Source organism: Leuconostoc falkenbergense (assembly GCF_014634805.1).
GTDB classification, from domain to species: Bacteria; Bacillota; Bacilli; order Lactobacillales; family Lactobacillaceae; genus Leuconostoc; species Leuconostoc falkenbergense.
This window is the reverse complement of record NZ_BMBS01000007.1, coordinates 12660-29037: the sequence shown is the minus strand read 5'-3', so window position 1 is coordinate 29037 and position 16378 is coordinate 12660. Positions and strand designations below refer to the sequence as shown.

Below are 16378 nucleotides of genomic sequence, written 5' to 3'. Positions count from 1 at the left end.
ACAAAAAACGCCCGCCAAGGCAAACGTTCGTTCGGGTATTTTAGTCTAATATTTGCAACATAATCCATTCAATTATTGCGTTAACAAAAAACCTCAAAAACATATTGTTTAATATGTTTTTGAGATTTCTAGTGATTTAAAAATTCAGAATCAGTTAGCGCTATTTTTTATTTCTAACTTTCACCGGTTGCGTCACACGCAACACCTTAGTGAACGAGAATCCAATAATTACAATACCAGCTACAATTACTAATGCCATAATGTTTCTCCTTTGATTTGTTTGATTATTGCTATCATACAGACCAAAGATTAAACCAACATTTAATCCAAATTAGTAATTTCAGCGATTGCTTGTGCATAGATTGAGATTGAGCGATACAAGTCATCTAACAAAGCAAATTCATTAACTTGGTGCATAGTGTCTGGTGAATCTGGGAATAATGCCCCAAAGGCAACACCACGCTTCATCAAACGACCATAAGTACCACCACCAATGACTTGATCATGTGCTGGCAAACCAGTTTGTTCGTGATAAACACGCAACAATGTTTCCACAATAGGATCGCTTGGTGCAACGTAATGTGGCACTTGCGCGTGTCCGCCAATGGTTGGCTTGACATCCCAACCATTCAATTGTGAGGCCAAACCAGCTTCAATTTCTTCCGGTGTAATGCCTTTTGGATAACGGAAGTTGAAGTTAATAAAGGCTTTGCCGCCGTCAACAAACTTTTGAATACCAACGTTCATTGACAAAGGTCCCATGACTTGATCTGTGTAGTTAACACCAAACTTTTTACCAATAGTATCATCATGTGCTGGTGTGCCAAGATAAGTCAAGAATGACTTAGCAGTACCACCGAAATCAAAGTCTTGCAAGAAGTTAGCTAGGTACGTACCAGCGTTCTCACCAGTTTCAGGCATTGCGCCGTGAACCTGTTTACCATTCAAAACAAAGTTGACAACTTCACCATCTGTTTCTGTTGAACCAGAAATCTGTGGATTATCCACCAAATATTCTTGGAATTCAGTGACAATTTTTTCTGCTTGTGCTGACTGCACAGTAGCACGAGCAATTCCAGGCACCATATTAGTCCGTAATCCAGATTCAAACGATACCAACTTAGCAGAACCACTGTTAGTAGCTTCACCGTCAATCAAAATTTGGACATTACCCTTTTCACCATTGATAATTGGATATTCAGCATCAGGTGAGAAGCCAAATGCTGGTTCAGGTTCCACTTCAAAATAACGTGTCATGCCTGTCCAGTCGTTTTCTTCATCGGTACCAAAAATCAATCGTACACGACGCTTCAAAGGTACTTTCAAATCAGACAAAATTTTGAAAGCGTAATAAGCAGCCATCCCCGGTCCCTTATCATCTGACGCCCCGCGGGCAATGATTTTATCTTCAGTCACAACAGGTTCAAATGGTGCTGTTTCCCAACCTTCGCCTGCTGGCATGACATCAACGTGGGCCAAGATAGCAACATATTCCTCAGCATCCTTTGGACCAATTTCAATATAACCAGCCAAGTTATCAAGGTTTTTAGTGGTAAAACCATCTCGTTCTGCAATCGACAGTACTTTAACTAATGCATCTTTGGGCCCAGGACCAAGTGGTGCATCTGCTGTGGCTTTTGAGTCATCACGTACAGATTCAACTGCTAGCATTGACTTCAAATCCTCAATAAACGCCTCTTTACGCGTTTCTGTTTCTTGTTTCCAATCAATTGTCATGTTTTTTTAACCTTTCTTGTATCTAATACTTTGATTATACGCTTTTGATGATTTTTTTCCTAATGACTTATCTTGCTCAATATCGTGATTGCTTTGGTACACTAGCTAACAATTTTTGACGCAAAACTGGATCAGCCACTGCGATAAATAAACCATGACGTCCCCTTTTTAGTAGGATGTTCAAAGCATTAAGCATGATTGATTGCTTATCCTCTAATGACAAATTTTTGCCACCAACGCTTCTAAATGCTGCCTTATCTTCATAATGACTTGGATCGATGATTAACTGATCTTTTTGATTATCATAACGAATACCAGGCCCAATAATCACGCCTGCATAATTCAAGTCAAAGCCCTGAATCGTATAAACAGACCCCACTTCATTAATCGTTTCAGGGCGTAATGCCCAAGGTGTGGCACCTGTATCAAGCTGATCCCAGGGTAATTTGAAATCGTCCAACGTAACATACCATTTGCCACGATTAACCGTGTAGGGATAATCGGTAGTTGCCAAGATTCTCGACATGCCGACACGCTGATTTTCTTGACAAATCGCCGCATATAACTGGTTAGCATCATTATAAATGCGCAAATCAAATGATAGAGATGTTGCCACATCAATTATTTTTTTGTGCTGGGTTAGCTGATCAATCCACTCAACGACTGACTGGCTTTGATCAACCATTCGATATTGCTCGCTTAATTGAACTGCCTCAGGTTTAAACGGTGCTAGAATAGTCTGCAACTGCTCGCGATGCCACATACTTTTTAACTTCAAAACCTGATGAGCATCAAAGACTAGAATAACCACACGCGCATGTTTCAGTATCTCAACCAGTTGATTTTCTTGCTGAAATTTATTGTACCGGTCTGGTGCTGTTAGTAAAAGATGGGCTTCATCAATTAAAACAACATCAGCTGTTTGATTGTGACGAGTCATTTGATTAATGAATGTCGTTGGTTTAAGAAATTGATTCTTTTTGAGGTCAGGCTGATAACTGGCTAATTCACGGTAACTTTTCCACATCTCAGCGTGATTAACAAGTAAAAAATTACACCATTGTGGCTTCGTGGCTTGTAGTTGTTTGAAAATTTCAAATAGCACAACGCTCTTACCAGCACCAGCGCCACCTTCTATCACAAAAGCACGTGTTTGCGACTGGGTTAAATTGTGATTGGCGAACGCTACTGCTTGGTGAATCACATCATTTTGTTCATCTGAAAATTGTTCACCGTCAGCCAATACGAAACTATTTTTAATCATAGCCATATTGTAACATCATGCGTCCTCAAAACAGAAAAAATATAAATGACATAATATAAATGCACCGTCATAAACGCTGATAACACAAGGATTTGGCGTGCAATATTTGTCCTTATCAGTTAGAATAAGTGTGAGGAAGTAAACATGAAAAAGCTGACAGAAGATATCCTTTACCAAGTTATCAAAAAAAGACCTGAACAATCTCATAAAGGCACTTATGGTCGCGTTTTAATTATTGGTGGTACGCAGCAATTTGGTGGTGCTGTTATCATGAATGCACTAGCGGCTGTCAATTCTGGGGCCGGCTTAGTTTCTGTTGCAACAGATCCCAGTAACTTCACTGCATTGCACGCTCATTTACCCGAAGCAATGGTGATTGATTTTAATGACGATTTAACTGATGATATTCAACATGCTGATGTCGTGTTAATTGGTTCTGGACTGGGAAATCGTCTTGATATCGTTGAAGCCACTTTTGACGCCATCATGGCACGCCAAATTTTGATTGTGGATGGTTCAGCATTAACTTTAGTTGCGGAAAATAAACTTTCTTGGCCACAATCGCAGCTTATTATTACACCACATCAAATGGAATGGCAACGATTAAGCGGTGTCACAATCAATGAACAGGCATTTGAGGCTTTCAATATGTTAGCACAGCAACGTATGAATGTTCAGCCAATCCTTGTTTTGAAACAACACCATACCCAAATTTATACGCTTAACCAAGTTTTCGAAATACCAAATGGTGGTCCTTATCAAGCTACCGGTGGTATGGGTGACACGCTGGCTGGTATGATAGCTGGCTTTACTGCGCAATTCATGTTGTGCTTTCCAGAGGCAATCATGGCAGCGGTTTATGCCCATTCCGCCATTGCTGATGAACTATCAAAAAATCAATATGTCACACTACCAACTAAAATCAGCGCAGCATTACCAGAATTTATGTCGCGTTATGCCAAATAATTTTAGAACCCAAAAATAACGGTTAATTCCACAGACGCTTTCAAGAAAAATGATTGAATATGTTAGAATGAAATTAACGATTTTTGGAGGAATTCATTTTGAAACTAATTTCATGGAACATTGACTCAATTAACGCCGCTGTTGAACATAAAAGTGCGCGTGGTGAAATGACTTGGTCAGTTCTTAATAATATTGCTGAAGCCACACCTGATGTGTTTGCTATTCAAGAAACCAAATTAAAAGCGACCGGGTTAACCAAAAAGCAGGCTAATGCCATTGCTGAACTATTCCCCGACTATCACGTTTTTGTCAACCCGAGTTTAGCACGTTCAGGCTATTCCGGTACCATGGTATTGTCCCGTCAAGAACCTCTATCAGTTGATTTTCCAAAAATAGATGCGCCCGGCGACATGGATATGGAGGGGCGTGTGATCACACTCGAATTCGCCAATTTTTATGTTTCAACTGTTTATACCCCTAATTCCGGCAGCGAACTAGCGCGCTTAGATGATCGTGGTTTATGGGATGATCAATACCGACACTATATCAGTTCATTAGACCAAAAGAAGCCAGTGATTTTCAGTGGTGACATGAACGTTGCCCATGAAGAAATTGACCTGAAAAATCCTAAAACTAATCGCCATTCAGCCGGATTTACCGATCAGGAACGGGAAAAGTTTACTGCATTATTGGGTGCCGGTTTCACAGATACGCTGAGAGCGCTCAACCCAAATGTCCCAAGTATCTACACTTGGTGGGCACAAATTAGCAAGACCAGCAAAATTAACAACTCGGGTTGGCGCATTGATTATTATCTCGTCAGCAACAGAATTGCTGATAAAGTCACCCAGTCAACTGTACTAGACACTGGTAAAAGACAAGATCACGCACCAATTCAATTGGAAATTGATTTACTTTAAAAACAACATGGTTTCTTCATGATTTAGTGCCAATATCGCCACATTATTAACATATAATTAAGTTATTGGTGGAGGTGTTAATATGGATAAGAGACCAAACGTGAGTCGTGTTGACGATATCTACATTCATGCTTACTATACTTACGATGCCGTCGTCACAAAAAAAACAGCAGAGCCGCTTCAGTTTCTAGATTTAGTCTCGCTGTTATTCTGGGATTATCGTTGGCAATCGGGTGTCATACACTCATCACAATTTTTTTCTAAGCTATCCAATCTGGGATAGCTTATTTATTTTTCACAAATGATTTTAGTGCTGAATCACCAAATTGCTGAGATTCATATATTAAAATATTTGCCGCAGCCACCGCATCATCTAAGGCGTTATGGTGATGTTCAAGCGTAATACCCAAGTTTTCCGCCACTGTATTCAATTTATGATTTTGAAAATTTGGAAATAGCTTGCGGCTCGTTTGAACTGTGTCCAATAGCATATAATGTGGTTCCGGTAGTCCGTAATAGTCTAACGTTCCCTTCAATACGCCGTTATCAAACGGTGCATTGTGCGCAACCACTAATTTATCTGCTGTAAATAGTGGTGCAATCGTTGGCCAAATATCAGGAAATTGTGGTGCTTTTGCCACATCAATTTGGTGAATACCATGAATTTTCGTATTATAGTGACTAAATGACGTTTCTGGTTTTATTAATGAGTAGAATTGGTCAACAATTTGATTATCTCTCACAACTGCTAATGCAATCGATACTGCTGAGTGCTTTTCATGATTGGCTGTTTCAAAATCCATTGCAACAAAATTCATATTTCTAACTCCAAAACCATTTTTTGCAACTGCGTCTGACGCCCATTTGGCAACGTCAAATTCACTTGCTTCCCTACCATTATAAAACCAAACTTCTCGTAAATGTGTCTAGCTGGCAAATTGTCTACTTGCACATCTAACCATACCTGCTGTAACCCATTTGCTTGTGCCCAATCCAGTAATGCTGTCATCAATGATTGTCCTAAACCAGCGCCTTGAAATTGAGATAAAATGGCCATACCTACTTCCCCATTTTCAATCGAGCCAATACCTACTGGCAAACGTAACGCCCCTTGTTCAGCCATCAGTAACAAAGTGATAACTGGCCCAACGTTTTCCTCCGGCACTACTTCGCCATCTCGCATACTAGCTATCAAAAACGTATCCGTTTCAGTCATCAATTGTTGAATGAGTGCCTGCCATTGTGCTGCGTTTTCTAACCCTGCCACTTCCAAACTAAATGCAATCGGTTGACTCATATCAAAGTTCATAATGCGTCCTCAAAATTAGCCAGTTGCCCAATACCATGAATGGTAATTTGACGTTGATCATCTTCATTGGTTCGTTGAAAGTTAAAATCAATACGATCGTTGGGTAAAATATCAACCATGTATTGTGGCCATTCAATCAAGGTAATACCGTCTGTCCCGATAAAATCTTCAAACCCTTGATTTTCAGCACCCATTGTTTCCAAAGTATAGGCATCAAAATGATAAATCGGTGTTTCACCGGCCATATACGTATTCATGATATTAAATGTCGGACTCTTAACACGACCAGTGACACCTAAAGCACGAGCGAATCCTTGTGTGAAAGTTGTTTTGCCAGCACCAAGGTCGCCATTTAAAGTTAATACCATACCGCGACGTACCAGTTGGGCTACTTTTTGAGCCAATTCTTGTGTTTGCTGTGAATTGTTTGTGAGAAATTCTTTCATTCTTTCATTATAGCACGAGATAATTGGTATAATGGTACTTAACAACTAAAAGGACCGCTATCATGTATCGAGATGATTCATTAACATTACACACAGACGCCTATCAAATTAATATGATTTATACCTATTGGCAGCAAGGTATTGATCAATCACCTGTTGTCTTTGAAGCGTACTTTAGAAAAATGCCGTTTGACAATGGTTACGTTATTTTTGCCGGTTTAGAGCGAATTGTGACTATTCTAAAGCAACTCACTTTCAGTCAGAGTGACATTAACTATCTTCGTAGCTTAGATTTATATGATGATGCTTTCCTAGATTATCTGCAAAATTGGCATTTCACAGCAACTTTGCGTTCAGCCTACGAAGGTGAAGTGATGTTTAACAACGAACCACTTTTCCAAGTTGAAGGGCCACTTGTCGACGCGCAGTTATTAGAGACGCTTTTGCTCAATGTGGTCAATTTTCAAACATTGATTGCCACCAAAGCCGCTCGTATTGCTACTGTCACTGATGGTCAACCCTTGCTGGAATTTGGCACACGACGTGCCCAAGAAATTGATGCTGCGCTGTGGGGCACACGTGCAGCCTACATTGGTGGATTTGACGCAACATCTAATGTTCGCGCTGGCAAATTATTCAATATTCCAATTTCTGGCACACATGCGCACGCTTTAGTGCAAGCCTATCAAAATGATTATGACGCGTTTAAAGCTTACGCATCAACTCATAAAGACGTCGTTTTCTTAGTAGACACTTTTGACACGCTCAAGTCCGGTGTCCCTAGCGCGATCAAAGTAGCACAAGAATTTGGCGACCAAATCAATTTTCAAGGTGTCAGAATTGATTCAGGTGACATGGCTTATTTGTCTAAAATCATTCGGAAAATGCTAGACGAAGCTGGTTTCACATCAGCTAAAATATATGCGTCCAATGACTTGGACGAAAATACAATCTTAAACTTGAAAATGCAAGGTGCCAAAATAGATGTTTGGGGTGTCGGCACCAAACTCATCACTGCTTTTGACCAACCAGCTTTAGGCGCTGTTTATAAAATGGTTAGCTTCAACGGCAAAAATACGATCAAAATTTCCAACAATGTTGAAAAAGTATCGACCCCTGGCAAAAAACAAGTGTGGCGTATCACAGATCGACAAGACGGTAAATCCGAAGGCGATTATCTCACTTTCTCAAATGAAGATCCGCGTCAGCAAACGGATTTACACATGTTTGATCCTAATCACCCTGTTATTTCAAAAGACGTCCATGATTTTAACGCTGAACCTATGCTTCATGATATTTTTGTTAACGGCAAATTAATTTATGATTTACCAGATATTAAGACCGTTAAAACCTATGCGAAGCAGTCGCTGGATAATTTGTGGGATGAATATAAGCGTGTGCTCAATCCTGAAACTTATCCAGTTGATTTGTCACAAAGCTTATATGACGCCAAAATTGACTTAATCAACAAAACTCGCCAACACATTAAGGAGATGTCAAAATGAGACCTTTGCAAGCAAAAATCATTGCCGAATTGCACGTACAACCTATGATTGACGCCGACGCTGAGATTCGTCGATCAGTTGATTTTTTGAAACAATATTTAACCCATTCAATATACACAAGCCTTGTATTGGCAATTAGCGGTGGTCAAGATTCAACCCTTGCTGGTAAATTAGCCCAAATGGCAGTGCAAGAACTGCGTGACACAACTGGTGATGATTATAAATTTGTCGCCATTCGCCAGCCTTATGGCAAGCAACGTGATGAAGATGATGCTCAAGCTGCCCTAACATTTATCCAACCTGATGTCATTGTCACCACTGACATTCAAACCGCCACAGACGCCATGACTACCGCTTTACGTGCTGGTGGGCTCACCGTTGATGATATGAGTCGAGGTTCCATTAAGCCAAAAATGCGCATGATTGCACAGTATGCTGTTGCTCGTGAGCACAACGGTATTGTTGTGGGAACTGATCACGCCGCTGAAGCCTTTGCAGGTTTTTTCACCAAATATGGTGATGGCGGCACAGATATCAACCCTCTCTGGCGTCTCAACAAACGACAAGGTCGCCAATTATTAGTAGCCCTCAACGCACCAGCGCATCTCTATGATAAAGTGCCAACCGCTGATTTGGAAGATGACCGACCACAATTACCAGATGAAGTTGCATTAGGTGTCAGCTATCAGGCTATTGATAATTATTTGGAGGGTCGAGACGTCTCTGAAAAAGACGCTACTCAAATTGAGTCACTTTACTTGGCGAGTCAACAAAAACGTCATGAGCCAATCACAATTTACGACACATGGTTTTATTAATCCACTAATAGATCACCGTAACGCAATTGCCCAACGTAATTGAGTTGCGGTGTTTTTGATAGATCATGTGGATTAGTGCCAGGTTGATTAAGGGGCACTGCAACACCTAACTTTTGGTAATAGTTTAGCCAATAATTTGAGATTGGCTGTTGATCATCACCAAATTTCATCGGTTGTTGCGGTATCGTCAACACATTTGCAAATGCTAACTGCACCAATTGTGAACAATATAAGCCATCATCATTAGGATAAAACGAAAAATTATAGGGTCGATTTTGATAGGACATTGCCTGTGAAATCACTTGTGACTGTTGCGTTTCCGTCAAGCTAGCTCGATAAATATCTGCAACGTTAACTTCTTCGAAGAAATGACGTATTCGTTGAATTGCTACGCCATGTTTTGGGGAGGCATCAATGATTTGGTGCGTATTAATCACAATAGCGACATGAACATAGTTGCCTGTTGATGTCGCTATTGCCTCATCAAGTGCTTCATGATTGTTTGGAATGAATAGTAAATCAGCTGTTTGTAATGTCATATTGCTAGTTTACCACGCACGACCAACAAAGAATACCAAGCTTAGCGCTTGGTATTCTTTACTTTTTTAATTTGTAGCAGCTTTTTCAGCAGCGGCAGCATTTTCCGCCTCTTGCTTTTGTAACATCTTGTCATACTTTATAGCAAATGGGAAGTACATTGCTGTTGACATTGCAATTAAGATTGCTTGCCAGATGGCAAATTGCCAACCACCAGCCAAAAGTCCAGAAATAATTGGTGGTGTTGTCCAAGGTACACCGACACCATTTAGTGGTGGCACAATACCAAAGTAGATAATTGCGTAAGTTCCAACGGCAGCAATAACTGGCGTGAGGAAGAATGGAATAGCCAAGAATGGATTCAAGACCATCGGAATACCAAACAAGAATGGTTCGTTAATATTGAATAATCCAGGAATTAATTCGATTTTTCCAAGTGTCTTCAATTGCACTGAACGAGCACGTACCAGTGTGAAGACCACCAAACCAATCGTCATTCCAGATCCAGTCATGTTGATAAAATTATTCAAGAATTCGTTCGTAACAATATGAACTGATGGGTTTGACAATGTCAATTCACCAGCCTTACGTGCTACCATGTTGTCAAATGAGTTAGGAATTAAGAAAGCACCTGAGATAGCACCAACGATAATACCGCCATGGACACCAAAGAACCAGAAGAATGTGACCAAGAATGCCAGCAAAAGAACTGCCGGGAATGAATCTGACATCCCCTGAAGTGGTGTTTGAATAACTTGATAAATCCAATCTAGTGCATCTGTATGGAATACATACTTGAAGATGGCAAAGATTGCAGTAGATACTGTCACGACTACAAAAGCTGGAATCATGGCTGTGAACTGTCCAGCAACGTTTGCAGGTACTTGTTCAGGCAAAGTTACCTTCCAACCTGCCTTAATCATTGCTGAGTAAGACCAACCAACTAGCAAACCAACAATAATAGCAGCAATCATACCTTGTCCGCCCATGTTGGCTGTGTTCAAAACGCCGGCCACTGGACTGCTCAACAATTCTTGTACAGCATGTGGCAACTTATCAATATTCTTGTAGGCTGCTTCATTGACAGGGTTCGGCACCGACATGGTTTGTAGCAATAGGAATGCTACTAATGCGGTGAACCCAGCAGGCAAGGCCTCTTGTCCTTCATCACGTACATAAACATACGCAATACCAACGACTGTGAAAATTGAAATCATACCAAAGCTAGCATTGTTAGCCTGAGCAAACACCGCCGACCAACCATGATCCGCCAGCCATGTGGCAACTGGTACATACGGTACGTTAGCCAAAATCAGAAAGACAGATCCAATAATGATAAATGGCAAACTATACACCATACCATTTTTCAACGCTGTAACTGCTTTAGTGTTGATAAACTTCATGATAGGTGGCATCAATTTGTCGGTTACCCAACTACTCTTTGCACTATTCTGCATAAGTATTTCTCCTTTTGTAAACTCCCTGTTTACGTAATTCCGCTTTTTGTAAGCGGTTACACTAATATCATAACCCATTATTTGAAAATGTCAACACTTTTTTGTAAACGGTTACAACTTATGAAAGAAATGACTTAATGTACTTTTTTAGTATGCAGGATAAATGTGGCAAAACAGTGAATTAACAAGGATTTAATTGTGAATTGTTTGGTGTAAATGTGTTTGTTGTTTGACTATTCCAACTGAATATCATTATCGTAATTAAACGTTATAATTTTGTTGTTATTGATTCGTTTTCATTTCATTTACATTAGGATAATAAGATTTGAAAACTTCATAGGCGCCAATCAAATTTGCTGAATTGCCAAATTGGGCTGCTTTAATGTTGACAGGCATATCAGTAATATGTCCTTTGACATCAGCAATCAAAATTGAAACGCGTTGATTCAACTCATTTAAAATATCGTCATTTTGTGAAAGACCACCACCAATCACAATAATCTCTGGATCAACAATGAACATCAGATTAAAAATACCACGAGCCAGACTGTCTAATTGACGCGACACGTTTATTTTTGCCACGCCATCACCCTTCTTAGCCAAATCATACAAATCTTTTCCAGATAGTGAGGTGTCGTGTTTCACGTTGTAACGTCTAGCCATTTCAACCGCCGATGCTTTGACACTCCACTGAGAGTTAACGCCATCAAAAAAGCTATAACCAAACTCGCCACCATAGCCATGTGCGCCGCGCACGAGTTGTCCATTAAGGTAAACAGCACCACCCACACCTGTACCAACGACCACAAATATTGCTGAATTTGCCCCAGCAGCAACACCATGTTTGACTTCTGCTAAGCCCGCGGCGTTAGCATCATTTTCAATTGTGACAGGCGCTTTGAATAGCTTTTCCAAGCTGTCGACAATGGGAAAATGATGAATGTAGGGTACTGCTGAGTTGCCACTAATGAAGCCATCTTTAAATTTCACAACCCCCGGAGCACTGATTGCCACACCATCAATATTAGTGAAATTTTGCGTGATATCAAGCAATTTACTCACCATTTCATCCCAAGTTTTGGGTGTCTCAAATGATGAAATTTCACCCAAATTATCATCTATGACTGTGGCATATTTCACACTAGTCCCACCAATATCTATTGTTAAAATCATGTTGTCTTCCTCCGAATGAAAAAGCAGCCGAAGCTGCCGATTATAAATAAACGTTATTGCAAAACTTTTGCAGTGCTGTCACTATTTTCTTGCTTCAGCAATATTTGATCATACTTCTTAGCAAATGGCCAATAACTTGCAATGGTCATCAATAGCATGATAGCCTGCCAAACAGCACCTTGCCAGCCACCAATAATCAATCCTGAAATAATAGGCGGGGTTGTCCAAGGAACATAAATTCCATTAAACGGCGGAATAATGCCAAATTTAATCACCAAATAAGTCAAAATTCCTGAAAGCAACGGTGTCAAAATGAATGGTACTGCAAGCAATGGATTAAGCACCAATGGAACACCAAATAAAATTGGCTCATTGATGTTAAATAGCGCAGGCACAATTTCCAATTTACCAAGTGTCTTCATCTGAGTTGACTTGGCACGCCAGAGCATGAACACAACTAAACCAATCGTCAATCCAGAACCTGTCACAGTAATATATTGATCCATAAATGATTGCGTCACAATGTGGGCGCCATTATCAATCGTTAATTTACCAGCTTTATACAAAGCATTATTATCAGCATTATTGGCTAGCAAAAGTGGTGTCATAATACCACCAATAATTGTTGCGCCATGTACACCGAAGAACCAAAGGAACACTGGCAAAAAGGCAACGATGAAAACGCCCATTGGACCGTCAGTGGCATGTTGAAGTGGCGTTTGAATCACTTTATAAATCCACTCAACAAATGTTGTGCTCAGTCCCAATTTAAAGAAAGCATAAACAGCTGTGGCCCCTGACACAATCACAGCACCGGGTACTAAGGCCGTAAATGAAGCCGCAACGTTGGCTGGTACTTGTTCTGGTAACTTGATGGTAAATCCTTTTTTCATAAACCAAGTGTATATCCAACCGACTAACAAACCAACAATAATGGCAACAATCATGCCCTTACCACCGAGCCAGTTTTTGTCAATCACATTACTAGCAACCCATGCCGTAGACGTTTTGCCGGCTGAATTGGTAACATTGGTCACCGTGTCTGGTTGCAAAATAACATCAACCACAATTGCTAATAATCCTGCCGGAACACCTTCGTAACCAGCATCATGCACCCAAGAATATGCAATACCAAATACAGCAAATACCGCCATCAAAGCCATTGATCCATTATAGGCCTGCATAAAGATAGCAGCCAAACCAGATTTTGAAATGGCATCAGCAATTGGTGTATAAGGAAAATTACCTAAAATCAGGAATATGGCACCAATCACAATAAATGGAATTGGATAAAGCATACCGTTTTTGATGGCAACCATTGGTTTTAGATTAACAAACTTCATCACTGGTGGCAGCAACTTTTTGTTAATAAAATCATTCATAATGATTCTCCTCGTTTAAAATTTGTAAGCGCTTACATTTTAAGGTAAGTATAACACCATGATCCTCATTTGACAATGCAAGTGATTGACCATGGTGTATGATTAGTTAACTGTTGAGACCATTAGACTTAAATACGTCACGCAAGTACTCAAACGACGCTTTCTTTGAACGGCGCATATCACGTTCCTCTTCATTAGTTCGATTAACGTAAACGGCACGATAACGTCGGTTCCATCTTCAATCATAGCTTGCTTCATCGCGTCAATATGATCACGGTGATATTGAATACGATAATCATCTTGAATCATTTGATTGCCAGTCATTTCTTCACGCCAACCCAAACCGTTTTCAACAGGAAAAACCGGTAACTGATAGCGAGAATAAATTGATGTTAAGGCGTTTCTAAAGCCCAAAGGATCAATCGTCCATGACCATTCATTTGCTGTTAAATAAGGGTTTGTTTAATTGGCAATATCTAAATAGCGATTTGGTGCTGTGCCATCTGGAATTTTATCCGCATTCAACATGTCTGTTCGATAATAACTAAACGCTATAAAATCACTGGTTTGCTTTGATAATACTGCGTCATCCTTAGGTTGATAGTCCATATCAATATTGTGCGTTGCCACAAAGGCTAACACTTCCGGCAAATAGTGGCCAGCAGTAAACATCGTTAGTAAGTTATCATTCAAAAATGTGTCAACGCGACGAGCTGCAAAAACGTCAGTTGGTTTAGATGTGGCTGGATACGTCACTTGATACGCCAACATACCACCAATTTGTAATTGATCAAACTGTTCATGCACAAAATTTGCAACATGCGCATGCGCCAACATCGTATGATGAAAAATTTGATAGAGATTGTCTAACGAATGTTCTGCATTGATGGCACCACCAATATCATAAGCCATATTTGTAAAATATAGATTGTGCTCATTAAATGTCAGCCAATACGTCACCCGATCAGCAAAACGGCTAATGATTTCCTTGGCATAACGCACATAAGCGTCGATAACGTGGCGACTCAAAAAACCATTATATTTCTCTGCGAGCGCCAGTGGCATATCAAAATGGTACAGCGCTATCATTGGCTGAATCCCACGTGCCAGCAAGGCGTCAATCATATCTGAATAAAACTTAATGCCCGCCTCGTTGAATTCACCATCACCATCTGGAACGACGCGCGCCCAAGAAATTTCAAAGCGATACATATTGACGCCCATTTCAGCCATGAGGTCAAAGTCTTCAGGATAACGATGGTACTCGTCAATCGTCTTTTCCCAAGTAGCCTCCTTTTTCAGGTCATATGTGGATTTACCACGCACACCTTGAAAGCCCTCAGTTTGCATACTAGATGTCGAGTTTCCCCAGAAAAAGCCGGTCGGCATTGTTGTCATAAATTTTCCCCTTGTGTTTTAATTACATTTTGATACCAGTTGAAACTATCTTTCTTTAAGCGCTTACCGCTACCATGCCCCTCATCATCTAGATCGACGTAAATGTAGCCATAGCGCTTACTCATCTCACCCGTACCAGCTGAGACAATATCAATTGGTCCCCATGACAAGTAGCCAATCAGGTTCACACCATCAATAATGGTAGCCTTTTCCGCTTCAGCGATATGTGCACTCAGATAAGCAATACGATAATCATCATGAATACTGCCGTCTGCTGTCACGGTATCATAGGCACCAAAACCATTTTCCACGATCATAATAGGCAAATTTGGATACAAATTATTCAGTTGATTTAATGTGTAGCGCAATCCCTCAGGGTCAATTGTCCATCCCCAATCAGACGCAGGAATCAGCGTGTTTTTGACACTTTCAATGCTACTTGGATCATCTAAAGCCGGTGTTTTACCATCAGCTGCTTTAACCGCAAACGTTGCATAATATGAAATACTCAAATAATCGACAGTACCCTCTTTTAAAATTTGTCGATCCTCATCTGTAATATCTGGACGATAACCCGTTCGCTCAAATAAAGCTTCCAACTCTGATGGATATGCTCCACGAATATGCACATCACTAAACCACTTGCGCAATTGTTCAGCTTTTTGAGCTGCTAACATATCTGCTGGTAATGGCGTAGCTGGATAAATTGGTGACACATTTAGCATCGCACCAATTTGGAAGTCCGGATTAATTTGGTGCGCAAGTTGTACCACTTTGGCACTAGCTACTAATTCATAATGGCCAGCTTGGTACATATCTGCCATACGTTCTGCGATTGTGGCTGTTTCGTCATACCGCAAACCAGAATTTGTCCAAACAAGAAAATCTTGTACCGTTGATGCTTCACTAATATTAGCTTGGTTGGATATTTCATTATGCGTAATCCAATATTTAACCTTATTGCGATAACGCTTAAGAACCGTCTCTGAGTATTTCACGGAAAAATCGATCAAACGACGATTGCGCCAACCGCCATATTCCGTTACCAAATGGTACGGCATTTCAAAGTGGTTGAGTGTAATGACCGGTTCAATACCAAGACGATTCATCTCATCAAACATGTCATCGTAAAACTGAAGTCCAGCTTCATTGGGCTCTGCATCATCACCATTTGGAAAGATTCTTGTCCATGCAATAGATGTTCGGAAAGCCTTGAACCCCATTTCCGCCATCAATGCCAAATCTTCTTTGTAAGTGTCATGAAAATAAATGCCGTGATGATTGGGGTAATTTTCCCCTGCAATCACGCCATCAGTTATGGTTCGGGGCGTCGTGGCATTGCCGGCAGTCAATACATCGGCAATCGAAACGCCTTTACCATCAACGTCCCAAGCACCCTCAGCTTGGTGAGCAGCAATCGCACCGCCCCAGAGAAAATCTTTTGGCATTTTTAATCCTGTCATGTT

Annotated in this window: 15 protein-coding genes and 1 pseudogene; 5 read left to right on the top strand and 11 right to left on the bottom strand. The window is 40.5% G+C overall.

What is annotated here, in order from left to right:
• Positions 1-321: 321 nt before the first annotated feature.
• Positions 322-1737, bottom strand: a complete 1416-nt coding sequence (pepV, locus tag IEU71_RS02450) for a dipeptidase PepV (protein WP_004910438.1) — start codon at positions 1735-1737, stop codon at positions 322-324.
• A 76-nt stretch (positions 1738-1813) separates the two neighbouring features.
• Positions 1814-3007 (bottom strand): DUF2075 domain-containing protein, encoded by a 1194-nt coding sequence (locus IEU71_RS02445; protein ID WP_004910440.1) that lies wholly within the window; start codon positions 3005-3007, stop codon positions 1814-1816.
• A gap of 138 nt (positions 3008-3145) precedes the next feature.
• On the opposite strand from IEU71_RS02445, the gene IEU71_RS02440 reads away from it, so the two are divergent.
• The 3 genes from IEU71_RS02440 (at position 3146) to IEU71_RS02430 (ending at position 5170) form a co-directional block, all read left to right on the top strand.
• A complete protein-coding gene (locus tag IEU71_RS02440; RefSeq protein WP_004910443.1) occupies positions 3146-3967 on the top strand; it encodes an NAD(P)H-hydrate dehydratase in 822 nt (273 codons plus the stop codon).
• Positions 3968-4065: 98 nt separating this feature from the next.
• Positions 4066-4887: an exodeoxyribonuclease III gene (locus tag IEU71_RS02435; protein ID WP_004910444.1), complete on the top strand. Its 822-nt coding sequence runs from the start codon at positions 4066-4068 to the stop codon at positions 4885-4887.
• An 82-nt stretch (positions 4888-4969) separates the two neighbouring features.
• On the top strand, positions 4970-5170 hold the full coding sequence (locus tag IEU71_RS02430) for a hypothetical protein (RefSeq protein ID WP_036066253.1): 201 nt from the start codon (positions 4970-4972) through the stop codon (positions 5168-5170).
• Between the two features lies 1 nt (position 5171).
• Here the strand turns inward: IEU71_RS02430 and IEU71_RS02425 are convergent, their stop codons facing one another.
• Genes IEU71_RS02425 through tsaE form a run of 3 tightly spaced genes read right to left on the bottom strand, consistent with a single transcriptional unit; the run spans position 5172 to position 6642 of the window.
• Positions 5172-5705 (bottom strand): 3'-5' exonuclease, encoded by a 534-nt coding sequence (locus tag IEU71_RS02425; protein ID WP_004910447.1) that lies wholly within the window; start codon positions 5703-5705, stop codon positions 5172-5174.
• Positions 5702-6196: a GNAT family N-acetyltransferase gene (locus tag IEU71_RS02420; protein WP_004910449.1), complete on the bottom strand. Its 495-nt coding sequence runs from the start codon at positions 6194-6196 to the stop codon at positions 5702-5704. The genes IEU71_RS02425 and IEU71_RS02420 overlap by 4 nt, the downstream gene beginning before the upstream one ends.
• Positions 6193-6642 carry a tRNA (adenosine(37)-N6)-threonylcarbamoyltransferase complex ATPase subunit type 1 TsaE gene (tsaE, locus tag IEU71_RS02415; protein ID WP_004910452.1) on the bottom strand — a complete coding sequence of 150 codons (450 nt, stop codon included), beginning with the start codon at positions 6640-6642 and terminating at the stop codon, positions 6193-6195. The genes IEU71_RS02420 and tsaE overlap by 4 nt, the downstream gene beginning before the upstream one ends.
• Positions 6643-6704: 62 nt before the next feature.
• On the opposite strand from tsaE, the gene IEU71_RS02410 reads away from it, so the two are divergent.
• Together IEU71_RS02410 and nadE are read left to right on the top strand one after the other, a co-directional pair.
• Complete coding sequence (locus IEU71_RS02410; protein ID WP_004910454.1) at positions 6705-8147, top strand: nicotinate phosphoribosyltransferase; 1443 nt, start codon at positions 6705-6707, stop codon at positions 8145-8147.
• Positions 8144-8965 (top strand): NAD(+) synthase, encoded by an 822-nt coding sequence (nadE, locus tag IEU71_RS02405; protein ID WP_004910456.1) that lies wholly within the window; start codon positions 8144-8146, stop codon positions 8963-8965. Before IEU71_RS02410 ends, nadE begins: the two co-directional genes overlap by 4 nt.
• Here nadE and IEU71_RS02400 read toward each other — a convergent pair.
• The 6 genes and pseudogenes from IEU71_RS02400 to IEU71_RS02375 all read right to left on the bottom strand — a co-directional run bounded on the left by IEU71_RS02400 (position 8962) and on the right by IEU71_RS02375 (position 16375).
• Positions 8962-9504 carry a YiiX/YebB-like N1pC/P60 family cysteine hydrolase gene (locus tag IEU71_RS02400; protein WP_004910458.1) on the bottom strand — a complete coding sequence of 181 codons (543 nt, stop codon included), beginning with the start codon at positions 9502-9504 and terminating at the stop codon, positions 8962-8964. The two genes, nadE and IEU71_RS02400, sit on opposite strands and share 4 nt — an antisense overlap.
• A 66-nt stretch (positions 9505-9570) precedes the next feature.
• Complete coding sequence (locus tag IEU71_RS02395; protein ID WP_004910459.1) at positions 9571-10959, bottom strand: PTS sugar transporter subunit IIC; 1389 nt, start codon at positions 10957-10959, stop codon at positions 9571-9573.
• 282 nt (positions 10960-11241) lie between these two features.
• Positions 11242-12132 carry an ROK family protein gene (locus IEU71_RS02390; protein WP_004910461.1) on the bottom strand — a complete coding sequence of 297 codons (891 nt, stop codon included), beginning with the start codon at positions 12130-12132 and terminating at the stop codon, positions 11242-11244.
• A gap of 53 nt (positions 12133-12185) precedes the next feature.
• Positions 12186-13514 carry a PTS sugar transporter subunit IIC gene (locus tag IEU71_RS02385; RefSeq protein ID WP_004910463.1) on the bottom strand — a complete coding sequence of 443 codons (1329 nt, stop codon included), beginning with the start codon at positions 13512-13514 and terminating at the stop codon, positions 12186-12188.
• 106 nt (positions 13515-13620) lie between these two features.
• A pseudogene (locus tag IEU71_RS02380) lies at positions 13621-14912 on the bottom strand (glycoside hydrolase family 1 protein).
• Entirely contained in the window at positions 14909-16375 is a 1467-nt protein-coding gene (locus tag IEU71_RS02375) for a 6-phospho-beta-glucosidase (protein ID WP_004910468.1), read from the bottom strand. The pseudogene IEU71_RS02380 and the gene IEU71_RS02375 overlap by 4 nt, the downstream one beginning before the upstream one ends.
• Between the last annotated feature and the right edge of the window lie 3 nt (positions 16376-16378).